Annotated in this window: 12 protein-coding genes; 4 read left to right on the top strand and 8 right to left on the bottom strand. The window is 64.1% G+C overall.

Features of this window, described 5'->3' with window-relative positions:
* Positions 1 to 375 precede the first annotated feature (375 nt).
* The 6 genes from V8Z74_RS18755 to V8Z74_RS18730 form a co-directional block, all read right to left on the bottom strand.
* Positions 376 to 1131 carry an aspartate/glutamate racemase family protein gene (locus V8Z74_RS18755; RefSeq protein WP_349710605.1) on the bottom strand — a complete coding sequence of 252 codons (756 nt, stop codon included), beginning with the start codon at positions 1129 to 1131 and terminating at the stop codon, positions 376 to 378.
* A gap of 18 nt (positions 1132 to 1149) precedes the next feature.
* Complete coding sequence (locus tag V8Z74_RS18750; protein ID WP_349710614.1) at positions 1150 to 1728, bottom strand: cytosine permease; 579 nt, start codon at positions 1726 to 1728, stop codon at positions 1150 to 1152.
* Between the two features lie 1024 nt (positions 1729 to 2752).
* Positions 2753 to 4210: an NCS1 family nucleobase:cation symporter-1 gene (locus V8Z74_RS18745; RefSeq protein WP_349710604.1), complete on the bottom strand. Its 1458-nt coding sequence runs from the start codon at positions 4208 to 4210 to the stop codon at positions 2753 to 2755.
* A gap of 179 nt (positions 4211 to 4389) precedes the next feature.
* A complete protein-coding gene (locus tag V8Z74_RS18740; protein WP_349710603.1) occupies positions 4390 to 6303 on the bottom strand; it encodes a potassium transporter Kup in 1914 nt (637 codons plus the stop codon).
* 235 nt (positions 6304 to 6538) lie between these two features.
* Positions 6539 to 6871, bottom strand: a complete 333-nt coding sequence (locus tag V8Z74_RS18735; protein WP_066483892.1) for a four-helix bundle copper-binding protein — start codon at positions 6869 to 6871, stop codon at positions 6539 to 6541.
* 53 nt (positions 6872 to 6924) lie between these two features.
* Positions 6925 to 7764 carry an alpha/beta fold hydrolase gene (locus tag V8Z74_RS18730; RefSeq protein WP_349710602.1) on the bottom strand — a complete coding sequence of 280 codons (840 nt, stop codon included), beginning with the start codon at positions 7762 to 7764 and terminating at the stop codon, positions 6925 to 6927.
* Between the two features lie 395 nt (positions 7765 to 8159).
* On the opposite strand from V8Z74_RS18730, the gene V8Z74_RS18725 reads away from it, so the two are divergent.
* Both V8Z74_RS18725 and V8Z74_RS18720 read left to right on the top strand, forming a co-directional pair.
* Positions 8160 to 8456 (top strand): ElaB/YgaM/YqjD family protein, encoded by a 297-nt coding sequence (locus V8Z74_RS18725; protein WP_066483890.1) that lies wholly within the window; start codon positions 8160 to 8162, stop codon positions 8454 to 8456.
* A 72-nt stretch (positions 8457 to 8528) separates the two neighbouring features.
* Positions 8529 to 8876 (top strand): PRC-barrel domain-containing protein, encoded by a 348-nt coding sequence (locus V8Z74_RS18720; RefSeq protein ID WP_157082235.1) that lies wholly within the window; start codon positions 8529 to 8531, stop codon positions 8874 to 8876.
* Positions 8877 to 9033: 157 nt separating this feature from the next.
* Here V8Z74_RS18720 and V8Z74_RS18715 read toward each other — a convergent pair whose 3' ends face one another.
* Positions 9034 to 10890 carry an ATP-binding protein gene (locus tag V8Z74_RS18715; RefSeq protein WP_349710601.1) on the bottom strand — a complete coding sequence of 619 codons (1857 nt, stop codon included), beginning with the start codon at positions 10888 to 10890 and terminating at the stop codon, positions 9034 to 9036.
* 139 nt (positions 10891 to 11029) lie between these two features.
* On the bottom strand, positions 11030 to 11734 hold the full coding sequence (locus V8Z74_RS18710) for a YebC/PmpR family DNA-binding transcriptional regulator (RefSeq protein ID WP_349710599.1): 705 nt from the start codon (positions 11732 to 11734) through the stop codon (positions 11030 to 11032).
* Between the two features lie 291 nt (positions 11735 to 12025).
* On the opposite strand from V8Z74_RS18710, the gene V8Z74_RS18705 reads away from it, so the two are divergent.
* On the top strand, positions 12026 to 13150 hold the full coding sequence (locus V8Z74_RS18705; protein ID WP_349710613.1) for a PQQ-dependent sugar dehydrogenase: 1125 nt from the start codon (positions 12026 to 12028) through the stop codon (positions 13148 to 13150).
* Positions 13151 to 13284: 134 nt separating this feature from the next.
* Complete coding sequence (locus V8Z74_RS18700) at positions 13285 to 14514, top strand: spore maturation protein (RefSeq protein ID WP_066480585.1); 1230 nt, start codon at positions 13285 to 13287, stop codon at positions 14512 to 14514.
* Positions 14515 to 14521 lie beyond the last annotated feature (7 nt).

The raw sequence follows: 14521 nt of genomic DNA, 5'->3' as shown, positions 1-14521 counted from the left end.
TCGCACGCCAAGCGCTCCGACGAGCGCCTGGTGCTGGAGGATCTGCGCCGCGCCACCAAGGTGATCGCGCGTTCGCTGGTGGACCTGACGGCCTGACAGTGGTGCGGCACCTGCAGCGGCGCAGTTGCAGGTAAAGGCGCCAAAGCCCGCCCCGGGTGCTCCGGGCGGGCTTTTTTCATGGCGGACTGCTTTTTTCAAAGGGGCAGGAAATCTCGTCACCGCAATCTGCAACAGGGGCCGAAGAAGCAAGGTCCGGCCGATCACTGCAAAGGTGCCCATAAAGAAAATGCCAGCCGGCGCCCCACCGACTGGCATTCACTTCTTCGCAGGGCTGGCCTCCGGGAAACCTGGGAGCTGGCTTTCCGGGAACAGTCCTTATTGCATCGAACCCGCCTTCAGCCAGCTGAAATCGGCGGCCAGCGGAAAGCCGGTCACGCGCTTGGTGCGCGGCGGCGCATAGGTACGGACCTTGGAAGTGGTCAGGCCCAGGCGCACCAGCGATTCCGCAATGGTCACGGCAGCGGCCACGCCATCGACCACCGGAACGCCAGTCTGTTCGCGGATCCTGGACTCCAGTTCGGCCATGCCGCCACAGCCCAGGCAAATGACTTCCGCGTGGTCCTCGCTGACGGCCAAGCCGGCCTGGCGGACGATGGCCTCCACGGCACGCTCGGGCTCCGTTTCCAGCTCCAGCACGGCCATGCCGCTGGCGCGCACCGAGGCGCAGCGCTCGTCCAGGCCGGCAAGCTTGAGCCGGTCTTCGATCAGCGGCACGGCACGATCCAGCGTGGTGACCACCGAGTATTTGTGGCCCAGGAACATGGCCGCGGAAGCCGCTGCCTCGGTGATGTCCACCACGGGCACGTCCAGCAGTTCCTGCAGCCCCTCGCGGCCATGCTCGCCGTAGCCGGCCTGAATGACCGCATCGAAGGGCTGCTCGTAGCGCATCACGGCATCCATCACGCCGACGGCGGCGAGATAGCTTTCGAAGTTTCCCTCGACCGACTCTGCGCCAAAGCGCGGGGTCAAGGCGACGATCTCGGTGCCTGGCGCAGCGGCTTTCTGTGCCTGCATGCCGATGGCATGGGTCATGGTCTCGGTGGTGTTCACGTTCACGATCAGAATACGCATGGTGTCCGGTTCTCCTTGTCAGTGTTTGGCGGGGGCGACGGCAATGGCCTCGCCATCCTTGTCCTCATAGGTCAGGCCCTTGGGGGCGACCACCCAGTAAAACAGCGCGCCCAGTCCGGCAGCGATGAACCATGAGAACTGGGACAGCGACTGCAGCATCGGCAGGAAGGCGAAGAGCAGCGAGATCAGGGCCGAAGGGATCAGGGCCTGGATGGCCTTGGGGTTGACGCCGTTGCGGTAGTGATAGGGGCCGGCAGGGTCGTGGGTGTAAAGCGCGGGCACGTTCACGCGCTGCTTGCGGATCAGCCAGTAGTCGGCCATCACGATGCCGAACAGCGGGCCCAGGAAGGAGCTCAGTCCTCCCAGGAAGTAGACGATCACCACCGGCGAGTTGTAGAGATTCCACGGCAGGATCACGAAGCCGAGGGTGGCGCTGACCAGGGCTGCCCGGCGGAAATTCAGGTGCCTTGGCAGCAGGTTCGCCAACGCCAGGGCCGGGGCCACGAAATTGGCCATCAGGTTGACCGCGATGGTCAGGATCAGCAGCGACAGGCTGGCCAGCAGCAGCAATGGCTTGCTGGGAATCTTCTGGACGATGTCCGTCGGGCTGTGGATCAGCGTGCCGTCGATGGCCAGCTGGCCTCCGGTCAGGATGACCCAGAAGCAGCGCCATCAGGATCTGGTGCCCCCCAAGGCCGAGCGTGAAAAGGCCGATGGCGAAGGAGTAATTGCCAAGGCTGTGCACATCGTTGGCCCAGAGGGTGAACAAGCTGTAGCTGCCCCAGGTACGGCCTTTCTGCGAAGTGGGGGCCAGGTCATGGTTGTACAGCGCAGGCGAAACCCCGGCCGGCAAGCTCTGTGCTCGCCTGGGGCTTTCTGCGGTTGCTCCCGAGGCGAACGATGCGTCGTGGGAGTCCAGTGCTAGATCTTTCATATGCCGCCTTCCATCAGGATGCCTTGTGCAAGCACCCTCGCCATGGCCTCGTTTCGGCTGAGCAAGGCCATGTTTGTCTACCGTTGGTCATGCTGCAAGCGGTATTCGCGGCCTGCAGCCCATGTTTTTGCTTCCGGGCAGAAGCTTTGAAGCCGGTACTGTGAACCCGGATCCGCAGAGCTCTGCTGCGCGGTCGGGGAGAGCTGCATTGCCCAATTTGCACACATCACTGACATGCAAGTAATGTATACAAGACTGGAATGCAAAAACCTAGGAGGAACCCTGGTGCCAGGCAAGAGCGCAGCCTGTCCGGCCCCTTTCTCAAGGCGGGAGCAAGCAGGAACGCAACCGTCTTTTTTCCAAGGAATGGCAAGGCCTTGCGAGCCGCTGGCCACGGCAGCCATGCGGATTCCTTTTGTCTGCGTCACCACTGTTTTGCGCAAAGCAGTTCCCCGCTGAGGAACAGGCAGATTGGCCCGGGAAAGCCGCGGGTGGCGAGAAAACGATCCGGCAAAAAGCGGCTGCCCGTGTGCGCGTGGCCCAGGCCGCAGGTCCGTGCAGTCAATGCCAGCAGGCCGGAAGGCCTACATTGAAGGCGCTGGCAGATGAGCGGCCGCATGAAGCCGTGGCGAGCAGGCCCGCGGGCCTGCTCGGAATCACGCCTCGCTCAAGGCCTGCCGCAAGCCGTCAGCGGGCGCCTGCGGGCAGCGCCACCCTGGGCTGCACCAGGGAAAGCACGTAGTACACGACGCCGCCGATGAACACGCCGAAGAACCAGCCATAGGTTCCCCACCATGCCGGCAGCAGGTTGGTGAAATTGGGCAGGACGGTGGAGAAGATGGAACCCACAATCGTTGCCGCCAGGGCATTGATGTTCCAGCCGCCCTGGTAGCGGTATTCGCCCTCTTCCTGGTACAGCGCCTCCACGTTCACGCGGCCGCGGGCGATCAGGTAGTAATCGATCACGATGATGCCCAGCAAGGGGCCCATCGTCGCGCCGATGGCATTGACGAAATGCGCAGCGCTGCCGTCCCACGGAGCGAAGGGATAGAGCACCAGCGCAATGACCGCCGCGATATAGCCGCCACGCTTGAAGCTGATCTGCCGGGGAAAGACGTTGGAGATATCAAAGGCCGACGAGACAAAGTTCGCCACCACATTGATGCCCAGCGTGGCCACGGCAAAGGTCATCGCGGCCAGCAGCGCCAGGAACCAGCTGTCGAACTTGGCCGAGATCTGCTCCGGATGCAGCAGCACCTCGCCGTAGACCTGGAAGGCTGCAATGGTCGTGATGCCGGCGACAAAGGAAAAGGCGATGAGGTTCACCGGCAGGCCCCACAGATTGCCCTTGGTGACCGCGGCCCTGTCTCTGGCATAGCGCGAGAAATCGCAGAAATTCAGGTACAGCGCTGCGAAATAGGTGATCCATGTCGCGCCCACCGCCATCAGCGCCCAGAACGAGCCGGGCTCGCCGTTGACGCCGGCGTCCCTGGTCTTTTCCAGCAGCAGATCCATGGGGATGCCGTGCTCCAGCGAGAAATTGCCGGCCTTGACCACCAGCCCGATGGCGAGCACCAGCATGGCCAGCCATACCGCCGGGCCCGCCCAGTCCTGGAACTTGCGCACGGTTTCCATGCCGCGCTGGATGATCAGCAGCTGCAGCCCCCACATGATCAGGTAGCAGATCACCTCCAGCGAGGAGTGACCCAGCATGTGCGAGCTCTGGTGGAAATGCAGCAGCGCATCGTTTCTGACCAGCAGGGCCACGAGCGCGCTGGACGCCGCAGCGGTCTGCGCGCCGTACCAGAAAATGGCCACGATGGCCCGGACGATGGCCGGCAGGTTGGCGCCCCAGATGCCGAACGAGGCCCGGGCCAGCACCGGATAGGGAACGCCGGTCTTCTCGCCGGCCCAGCCGATCAGGTTCATCAGCAGGAAGATGACCAGCGAGCTCAGGCCGATGGCCAGCAGGAAGTTGGCGAAGCTTCCGCACAGCAGGAACAGGCTGGCCGCCAGATAGTAGCCCCACAGGCTGTGCACGTCCGAGGTCCAGACGTTGAAGATGCTGAACGGCCCCCAGTTGCGCTGGCGAGCCGGCGCCAGATCCTCGTTGTAGAGGGCGGGTGAAGGATTGCGCACTTCCATGTCTGACTCCTGTTCCCCGTGGGCGAGATCAGTGGCGCAGACAGAGCCCACCGCTGCCGCCCCCGGAATGCTGCCGCTTCATGTGGTATACAAGATCGTAGTCAAGCAGGTATTCAAGATGCCAAGGAGTTTCCCCTAGCGGTCCCCCAATCTTGACAAGCCTTTCATCCAGGGATGATCTACAGCACCACTTGCGTGCCCAGCTCCACCACCTGGTTTGCGGGCAGCATGTAGTAGCTGGAAATGCTGGCAGCCTGCCGCGTCATCCAGCTAAAGATGGCGCAGCGCCAGGCGGACAGCCCCCCCGGGCCATCCACGATCTGGGCACGGGCGACAAAGAAACTGGTGATCATGGGGTCCAGATTGGGCATGCCCCCCTCTTCGTCGGGTCTGATGAGCCGGAGCGCCGCCGGTATGTTCGGCCGTTCGCGAAAGCCGAAATGCACGTCCAGGGTCCATACGCCGTTGCACAGCCGCCGCAGCTGAAGGCGCCGCTCATCCGGCACATACGGCGTGTTCTCGTTGACCACATGCAGGAACACGGTCTGCTCGTGCATGACCTTGAAGTGCTTGAGGTTGTGGAACAGCGCGCTGGGCACCAGCGTGGGGTCCGAAGTCAGGTACACGGCCGTGCCGGACACCACGGGCACGCCCGTCATCGGCGAGGCCAGCAGTTCGCTCATCGGAATGTCGAGGCGGCTGCGGTGCTCGGCCACCAGCTGTGTGCCGTCGCGCCACGTGGTAAGCGCAATGAAGATCAACGCGCCTATGGTCAGCGGGAACCAGCCGCCCTGCTCCAGCTTGGTGAGGTTGGAGCTGAAAAAGCCGACTTCCAGCACCGCAAAGCAGACCAGCGCCCCTAGGACCAGCCTGCGGTAGCGATGCCGGCCCACATAGACCACAAAGCCCACCAGCATGGTGGTGATGAGCATGGTGCCCGACACCGCAATGCCGTAGGCCGCAGCAAGCGCGCCCGACGACTCGAAGGCCAGCACCAGTGCAATCACGGCCAGCAGCATCAGCCAGTTCACGCTGGGCACATAGATCTGGCCCTGCTCCTCGTCCGATGTGTGCAGCACGCGCACGCGCGGCAGATAACCCAGGCGGCTGGCCTGCAAGGTCATCGAATAGGCGCCGGAAATCGTGGCCTGCGATGCAATCACCGTGGCAGCCGTCGCCAGCACCACAAAGGGCAGCAGCAGCGACGGCGAGGCCAGCAGGAAAAAGGGATTGCCAGCAGCCGCCGCATCGCGCAGCACCAGCGCTCCCTGGCCGAAGTAATTGATCATGAGACTCGGAAACACCAGCCCGAACCAGCCCAGCCGCACCGCCCGGCTGCCGAAATGGCCCATGTCGGCATACAGGGCTTCCGCCCCCGTCATGGCCAGGAAAACGGCAGAAAGCAGAAAAAAGGCCTTGTCCGTATGCTGTACCGCAAAGCGCAGTGCATGCAGCGGGTTGACCGCCTCCAGCACCATGGGCGTCTGCAGGATGCTCAGCACGCCCACCCAGGCCAGGCAGACAAACCACACGATGGTCACCGGCCCGAACAGCCGGCCCACCTTGCCCGTGCCCTTCATCTGTATGGAGAACAGCCCGATCAGAATGCCGATGGTGATCGGCACCACGAAGTGCTCGAAGTTGGGCGTGGCAATGCTCAGGCCTTCCACCGCCGAGAGCACGGAAATGGCGGGAGTGATGATGGCATCGCCATAGAACAGCGCTGCAGCAAACACGCCGGCGCCCACCACGAAGCGGGAGCGGCGCGTGCTGTCGCCCAGGGCGCGGTGGGCCAGTGCCGTCAGCGCCAGCACGCCGCCTTCGCCATCGTTGTCGTAGCTGAGCACCACCCAGACATACTTGATGGCCACCACGACGATCACGGCCCAGAACAATGCCGACAGCGCTGCCAGCACATTCTCCGGCGAGACCGCCAAGCCGCTGCTGCCGGCGAATGCCTCCTTGAAGGCGTATAGCGGGCTCGTCCCGATATCGCCGAAGACGACTCCCAGTGCCGCCAGCGTCAATGCCGACTGACTGCTGCCGTGGCCCGCGTTGCCCTCGCCCTGCAAGGCGTGATTGGTCTTCGACATAGCTGTGCTTCTTGCTGTTGTGACCGGCGATCAAGATACGCCGTTTTCAGCCAGTATGGCACAGCGCCGGCTGCCGTCCATGGCCGCTCATGGGCGCATGCACATGATTTCGGTACGCTGGAATGACAGATATACTGATAGCAGCAGTCGCTTATCCACCAAGGGCTGCAGCGCCAAAACAATGTAAATGGTTTCCGGCTGCGCCCTGCATCCACAGGCAGTCCGGATCCGGCCGCTAGCTGGTCATTGCCGCGCATGCCTGCGCGCAATCCCGGCAGGCCTGGGCGCAGCTCTTGCAGTGGCTGTGGGCATGGCGGTCGCATTCATTGGCGCAGGCCAGGCATACCTCGCCGCAGAGCCGGCAGAAATGCCGAGCCATCTCGCTGTTGCGCGCCATGGCACCGGCCGCCAGCGTGCAAATGGCCGCGCAATCCACATCCAGCGACATGCAGCGGACCATCATCTGGATATCGCTTTCCTTCAGGCATTCGGCAAAGCAGGTATTGCAGGCGGCGGCACAGGTGTTGCAGGCATCGATGCAAGCCTGGTATTGGTGGGGGGAATTCATCGGGGGCTCCTTTCAGTCGGCAAAAAGGCGGGATCGCGGCAGTTGCCCGGCATTTAGCGTGCCTTGAGGAAGTCGACCAGGGCCTTGTTGAACTCCCCGGCGTGGGAGAGATTGCAGCCATGCGGGCCGTTCTTGATGACATGCAGCTCGCTGCCCTTGATCTCTCTGTGCGTTCGTGCCCCGCTGGCTTTCAGCGGCACGATCTGGTCGCTGTCGCCGTGGATGACAAGCGTCGGGATATCGAATTTCTGCAGGTCCGACCGGAAATCCGTTCTGGAGAATGCGCCGATGCAGTCGAGCGTTCCCTTGGGGGAAGCAAAGGCCGCAATCGTTCTGGCGTACTCGCGCTGGGCCTCGCTCACCAGCAGCTTGCCCGTGGCATCGGAGAAGAATTTCTGGGTGAACTCTTCCAGAAAGACCAGGCGATCGAGCCGGACCGCATCTTCCTTGATCTGTATGTCCTCGTCGGTCACGGCGCCCTCGGGGTTGTTCTTGGATTTGTAAAGACATGGCGTCACCGCTGCGGCAAAGATGGCGCAGCGGATGAACCTGGAGCCATACAGGCCGATGTAGCGGGCCACTTCACCGCCGCCCATGGAAAAGCCCACCAGCGCAGCGTTTTCGAGCTTGAGCCCGGTGATCAGCTCATGGAGGTCCTGGGCAAAGGTGTTGTAGTCATAGCCGGTCCAGGGCTGCGACGAAGCGCCGAAGCCCCGGCGGTCATAGGTGATGACCCGGTAGCCAGCCTCGACCAAGGCCGGAATCTGGGGCTCCCAGGTGCGGGCGCTCAGCGGCCATCCATGGATGAGCACCACCGGCAGTCCTTCTCCGAAATCCTGGTAATGCAGCTGCACTGCTGGCGCATGGGGACGGGAAATCTCAATGTAGGGCACGGAATCTCCTTTCTGGTGCGTGATCGCCGCAAGTGATATCGGCTTGTCACGCAGCCAGTCTGGAGCGCACTGCCTGCATGGGGCTGTAGTCCATATGAGGCGCCCTGTTTGCTTCTGTCAGATAAGGCATCTTTTTGTGTCCTGGCTCTGATGCGTGCAGGAGCGCCCTATCACTTTCCCGTAACCAAGCTATGTGTCTCGCAACCGCAATGCGTGCAAGGCCTATGTCGTTTTCCGCTGCGTGCAGCCGCGCCTGTTTCGTGCGGGGAATCCATGGCCGGTCGCTGTAGCCGACGGTCACATTTTCCGCAGCACTGACGGGGCTTGGCCTACAAGCGCATCCAATTCAGGCACTTACGCTGAATCTCATCCCAAGCCAAAAGAAAGGTTGCAGCATGAGATTGAGAAAAAGTCCCGCTTCTGTCATTTCGAACGACCTGGGCCAGCTTCTGGACGATCTGCACGAGTTGCTGTCATCCAGGCAGAAAGACGCGGACTCCGCGCTCACCCAGCTGGGGGACAAGCTCGGCAGCACGCTGGACAAGGTGCGCAGCACTTCGTCGCAGGCCGTCGATCAATCCCGGGCGCTGGCACAGAACGCAGATGACTATGTGCACGACTCGCCCTGGAGAGCCATAGGCGGTGCACTGGCTGTCGGAGCCCTGCTCGGTTTCATGCTCAGCAGGCGCTGAGCGGCTGCGCCCCGGAGCGCAGCTTCAGGCCGCTGCGGCATTTTCCAACACACACATTTCATGGAGGACCCTATGAATACAGCATCCAGCGTTATTTCCTCGTCGAAGGTCAACGGCACCGACGTCTACAATCCGGCGGGCGACAAGCTGGGCTCCATCGACACGCTGATGATCGACAAGCTGTCCGGCAAGGTACGCTATGCCGTCATGGAATTCGGCGGCTTCCTCGGGATCGGCACCGACCGCTATCCGCTGCCCTGGGACACGTTGAAATACGACACCGGCCTCGGGGGCTATGTGGTTTCGCTGACCAAGGAGCAGCTTGAAAAGGCGCCCAAATATGCACAGGACACCGTGCCCGAGTACACCGAGGACTATGGCCGACGGGTCTATGACTACTACGGAGTTCCGTGGCTGTAAGGTGATCGCTACGTGCAAGGCAATGCCCGGGTGGCATTCCTGAGCCAGGCAGTTTGAAAAAGCCCGGGCTTGGCATATGCCGGCCCGGGCTTTTTCAATGCAGCACGCTCACCTGTCTGTATTGCCTGTCTGCGTTGCGTGATGCCATGGTCTATCGCTACCAGGTCAGCGCATCGGCCAGCTGCTGCGCCCGCGCTTCCTGCTGCTGCGTGGCCACGAAAGCGCGCAGCAAGGTATGCGCATCGCCCTGTTCCACGATCCAGAATATGGCCCGCTTGATGGCCGGCTGGCCGTCAGAGGGCGCCAGATCGACGGTGCCTGCGGCAGGGCCGGATGCGACCTCGAAAACCCATTTTTCACCCACGGGCCGCTGCCCGTCGTCGCGCGTCCGGGGCGAATAGGACATCGTTCTCAGGGCGCCGGCCTGCAGGCGAAACTGCCGCTCCAGCACGGTGCGCAGCAGCTTTTCCCGTTGCTGCGGCGAGGCGGGCAGTTTCATGTCCATGGTCAGCCCCAATGTCTGCTCCGTAGCCAGGTCCCTATAAGTGAAGCGCGTGGAATCCCGGGGCTCCTGCAGATGGAAACCGGCCGCGCGCATGGGCAGCAGCCGGCCGGTCTGCTGGTTGCGCAGGGCAGCCTGCGGCATGGGCTGCACCACCCAGCGATATTCCAGGCCGCCTGCGTTGCGCAGGTACTGGCGCATGAGGCGCGCCGCATCCTCCTCCCGTCCCTCGCGCGCGGCGATTTCGGCCGCGTATTGCAGGCTGTCCTCCTGCAACGAATCCAGGCTGGCATAGGGCCGGGCCTGCGCGGCCCTGTCCAGCGCTTGGCGGGCCGAGGCCATATCGCCGGCCTTGAAGGCGGCGATACCGATCACGGCGTTGAGGCTGGCGACTTCGGCCGGATAAATGGCATCGGGCAGTGCCGCAGCGGCCAGCCTGGCTGCGCGCGGCCAGTCGGCGTCATGTCGCCACGCGGCAGCAACTTCCCGCAGGCGCTGGGGCATCCCGACAGGCAGCTCGGGCGCCTGCGGCCAGCGCATGGCCTGCCACAGCACCGGCAGTTGCTCGGCCGCGGCCTGGCGATCCTCCTCCAGCATCTCCAGCCGCACCCGCAAACGCCAGTTGCCGCGCATGGCCGCCCAGTGCTGGATGCGCAGGTCCTGGCTGCCGTACTTTTCCCGGGTGGTGTACTGGATCTGCAGCATGTCCGGAAAAACGGGGGCAGCCATCTGCTCGACCTGCCCGAACTGCCTGTCTTGCGTTCCGTCCGGAGACGGGCGTTCTTCTTGCAGAGTCTTTTGCCTGTCCTGCAAACCCATGCCCGCCAGCCGCTCGTCATGGCCGACCCTCAGGCGTGCAAGCACACGCCAGCCATCGGGCTTGACGTACAGATACTCGAAGCTCGCGCCGTCTTCGCGCGCCTTCGGCGGCTCCACCCGCACCAGTACCCAGCGGCCGGCCTTCAGGGGCAAGGTCATCTGTGCGGCCAGATAGTTGATGCGGCGGTGCTCCGCATCCCATTGCCACAGGCCGGGATACAGGCGGGCCTCGTCCCGCAGCGCCTGCAGGTAGCGGCTCAGGGCCGCCTCATCACCCACCATGACGGCTTCGATCAGGCCGCGCCGGACCAGCGCATCCATCTGCCCGGCGATGGGTCCGTCCTCATAAGTCCTGGCCAGCGCCAGCATCCGGTCCACCACCTCGATGACCTCGGCGTAGCGTCCCTGGTGATGCAGCAGGGCAAACAGCAGCTCGGCCGCATCCATCTGCTCATAGGGATTGCCGACGGGCGTTGTCAGCTGCAGCAGCTTGCGCGCCTGGGCAATGGCATCGTCCCAGCGCTGCGCTCCGATGGCCTCGCTGACCGCTTCGCGCTGCCTGAAGAAAGGCGATTTTTCCTCCTGCCCTGCGCGGGAGGCGGAAACCGTCTGGGCGGCTTGGGCCGGCGCCTGGGACAGCAGCGCGGAAAGGGCAAGAGTGGCAAGCGGGAATGTCGTGCGCAGAAGAAACATGAAAAGTGGTATCGGCCGGGCCTGGGGGATCGAATGCCGGGCGAGTATAGGGATGCCTAGGCGAACGCCCGGTAGGAAAGCACGCCACAAAAAAGGAGCCGCAGTGGCGCGGCTCCTTTTTTGTGGCGGCCAACGGAACTCAGTCCACCAAGCCCGCGTACACGTGCTGCACGTCGTCGTCGTTTTCCAGGCCGGCCAGGAAGGCTTGCACTTCCTCCTGCTGCTCGGCAGAGAGGCTGGACATGCTGACGGGATTCTTGGCCTTGTAGCCGAGCTTGGCCGACAGCACCTTGATGCCTTGCTCGGGCAGCGCCTTGGAGACGGTGTCCAGGTCGGTGGGCTCGGTGATGAACAAGGTCACCCCCTCTTCGTCGCCAGGCTCGAAGTCCTGGGCGCCGGCCTCGATCGCAGCCAGTTCCACATCGGCGCCGCCCTCGGGCTCGCCTTCGATCATGCCCACATGGTCGAAGTCCCAGGCCACGGCCGTGAGCTGGCCCTTGCGGAAGCACACGCGCATATTGGGCGCCGTGCGGTTGGGGTTGTCGGTCAGGCATTCGACCATCACCGGCACACGGTGCGGAGCATAGCCCTCGAACAGCACGCTGGAATAGTTGACGGCGTCGGCGCCGGCACCCGAGCCCTTCTTGATCGCGCGCTCCAGCGTGTCCTTGGGCATGGAGGCCTTGCGGGCAGCTTCAATAGCCATGCGCAGGCGGGAGTTGGAGGACGGGTCGCCGCCACCCAGACGGGCGGCAACCGTGATTTCCTTGACCAGTTTGCCGAACAGCTTGCCTTTGGCGTCGGCCACCAGTGCCTTGCCCTTTGCTTTCCATTGCGCGCCCATGGGTGCGATTCCTTGATGAGTGGTGAATGGCCTGCGCTTGCCGCGCGGCCGGCTGAAAAATTTCGAAGCGCGGTTATACACCTGCCGCACCGGCCATGCTCGGCCAAGGGCCAGAGCCTGACAGTCCCGGATGCCTTCATGCCCCTGCCCGCCGAAGTTGCAAGGCGCAGCCAGGCCGTGGCGCTTTGCCACAATGGCCGGTATGCGCAGCCGCGCCCCACCTGCCTGGAGTACGACATGCCCCTGTTTGCCGCATTTGCCTGCCGCCGCGTGCCTGCACGGACGCTGGCCATGCTTGCCACAGCCCTGGCCACTCTCCCGTCCCCGGCCATACCCGCACCGCAGGCGGAGCTTTCCGCGCAGCCCATCGCCCAGGGCCTCGAACACCCCTGGGCCCTGGCCTTTCTGCCCGATGGCCGCTATCTCGTCACCGAGCGCCCGGGCCGCATGCGTGTGGTGGAACGCGACGGCCGGCTCGGCCGGCCGATTGAGGGCCTGCCCGCCGTGGCGGCCGCGGGCCAGGGCGGCCTGCTGGACCTGGTACTGGACAGCGACTTCGCGCACAGTCGCATGCTGTATTTCTGCTTTTCCGAGCCCGGCCGGGGAGCCGATGGGGGCAAGAACAGCACGGCGCTGGCCAGCGCCAGGCTTTCGGCCGATGCCAGCCGGCTCGAACAGGTGAAGATCGTCTTCAGCCAGCGCCCCAAGTACGCGAGCAATCTGCATTTCGGCTGCCGCATCGTCGAGCGCAAGGTCAAAGGCCAGAGCGACGGCAGCCTGTTCCTGACCCTGGGCGAACGCTTCAGCCACAAGGAGCAGGCGCAGGACCTGCAAAGCCACCTGGGCAAGATCGTGCGCATCAACAAGGACGGCAGCGTGCCCGGGGACAATCCGTTTGCCGGCCGCAGCGACGCCTTGCCGGAAATCTGGAGCTATGGCCATCGCAACTCCCAGGGGGCCGCCCTGGACGCCGAAGGTACGCTATGGATGCATGAGCACGGACCGCAAGGCGGCGACGAGGTCAACCGGCCCGAGCCCGGCAGGAACTATGGCTGGCCCGTGATCACCTATGGCGAGAACTACGGCGGCGGAAAGATAGGCGATGGCATCACGCAAAAGGCCGGCATGGAGCAGCCGCTGCACTACTGGGTGCCGTCCATTGCGCCCTCGGGCATGGCTTTCGTCACCAGCGAGCGCTATGGTGCGCAATGGAAGGGCAGCCTCATCGTGGGCGCGCTCAAGGCCCAGCGCCTGGAGCGGCTGACCGTCGAGGGCGGCCGCATCACGGGTACCGAGCCCGTGCTGGCCCGGCTGGGCCGGCGCGTGCGCGACGTGCGCCAGGGGCCGGACGGCTGGCTCTATGCGCTGACCGACGAGGCCAGCGGGCAGCTGCTGCGCATTGTTCGCACGCCCTGAGCCGCAGCGCGGCACTCCCGTTCGAGTTCCGGGGCACGCAGCACGGCGTTTTTATGTGCAGGCGGCCTGAATGACCTGCCGGTGGTGCGAAACTCCGTGGCTATCCGTTCGCATCAACCCAGAAAAATATTTCTATGCTCAATGCCTTGTGGCTAGGCTTTTTTCTCGTGGCAGCCATTGCCGCTTTCGCACAGTGGCTGGTCGGCGGTCAGGCCGAGGTGTTTGCCGCCATGGTCCAGGCCCTGTTTGCCATGGCCAGGCTGTCGGTCGAGGTCATGGTGCTGCTGTTCGGCACGCTCACCCTGTGGCTGGGCTTTCTGCGCATTGCAGAGAAAGCCGGCATCGTGGAATGGCTGGCCAGGATGCTGGGCCCGCTGTTTGCCAGGCTCATGCCCGAGGTGCCGCGCGGCCACCCGGCCCTGGGACTGATCACGCTCAATTTCGCCGCCAACGGCCTGGGCCTGGACAACGCGGCCACGCCCATGGGCCTGAAGGCCATGCGCGCGCTGCAGGAGCTCAATCCGCGCCCGGACACCGCCACCAATGCGCAAATCCTGTTCCTGGTGCTCAACGCTTCCTCGCTCACGCTGCTGCCCGTCACCATCTTCATGTACCGGCTGCAGCAGGGCGCGCCGGACCCCACGCTGGTCTTTCTGCCGATTCTGCTGGCCACATCGGCTTCCACCCTGGTCGGTCTGCTGAGCGTGGCCGCGGTGCAGCGGCTGCCGATTTTCAGCCCCGTGGTGCTGGCCTATCTGCTGCCCGTGGGCCTGGCCCTGGCGGGCTTCATGGCCTTCCTCACCACGCTGAGCGCCTCTGCGCTGGCCCACCTGTCCTCGCTCATGGGCAATCTCACGCTGTTTGCGCTGGTCGTGCTGTTCGTGGCCCTGGGTGCCTGGAAGAAGGTGGCCGTCTATGACAGCTTCATCGAAGGCGCCAGGGAAGGCTTCGACGTGGCCAAGGGCCTGCTGCCCTACCTCGTGGCCATGCTCTGCGCCGTGGGCGTGTTCCGCGCCTCGGGCGCGCTGGAATATGTGCTCTCGGGCATACGCTGGGTGGTCGATGCCGCGGGCATGGATGCCCGCTTTGTCGACGCCCTGCCCACGGCGCTGGTCAAGCCGTTCTCGGGCAGCGCCGCGCGCGCCATGCTGATCGAGACCATGCAGAGCCAGGGCGTGGACAGCTTTGCCGCGCTCACGGCCGCCACCGTGCAGGGCAGCACCGAGACCACGTTCTACGTGCTGGCCGTGTACTTCGGCGCCGTGGGCATACAGCGCGCACGCCATGCGGTGGCCTGCGCGCTGCTGGCCGAGCTGGCCGGCGTGGTGGCAGCGATTGCCGTGTGCTACCGGTTCTTTGGTTGATGACGGA

The sequence above is a fragment of the Comamonas sp. w2-DMI genome (assembly GCF_040187735.1).
Classification (GTDB): Bacteria; Pseudomonadota; Gammaproteobacteria; order Burkholderiales; family Burkholderiaceae_C; genus Comamonas; species Comamonas terrae.
This window is presented reverse-complemented; position numbering and strand designations above follow the sequence as displayed.

Coding starts and splice junctions, on each gene's coding strand:
- V8Z74_RS18755 (WP_349710605.1), bottom strand. CDS start 1,131: ATGCGTATTCTGATCGTGAACGTGAACACCACCGAGACCATGACCCAT.
- V8Z74_RS18745 (WP_349710604.1), bottom strand. CDS start 4,210: ATGGAAGTGCGCAATCCTTCACCCGCCCTCTACAACGAGGATCTGGCG.
- V8Z74_RS18740 (WP_349710603.1), bottom strand. CDS start 6,303: ATGTCGAAGACCAATCACGCCTTGCAGGGCGAGGGCAACGCGGGCCAC.
- V8Z74_RS18735 (WP_066483892.1), bottom strand. CDS start 6,871: ATGAATTCCCCCCACCAATACCAGGCTTGCATCGATGCCTGCAACACC.
- V8Z74_RS18725 (WP_066483890.1), top strand. CDS start 8,160: ATGAGATTGAGAAAAAGTCCCGCTTCTGTCATTTCGAACGACCTGGGC.
- V8Z74_RS18720 (WP_157082235.1), top strand. CDS start 8,529: ATGAATACAGCATCCAGCGTTATTTCCTCGTCGAAGGTCAACGGCACC.
- V8Z74_RS18715 (WP_349710601.1), bottom strand. CDS start 10,890: ATGTTTCTTCTGCGCACGACATTCCCGCTTGCCACTCTTGCCCTTTCC.
- V8Z74_RS18710 (WP_349710599.1), bottom strand. CDS start 11,734: ATGGGCGCGCAATGGAAAGCAAAGGGCAAGGCACTGGTGGCCGACGCC.
- V8Z74_RS18705 (WP_349710613.1), top strand. CDS start 12,026: ATGCTTGCCACAGCCCTGGCCACTCTCCCGTCCCCGGCCATACCCGCA.
- V8Z74_RS18700 (WP_066480585.1), top strand. CDS start 13,285: ATGCTCAATGCCTTGTGGCTAGGCTTTTTTCTCGTGGCAGCCATTGCC.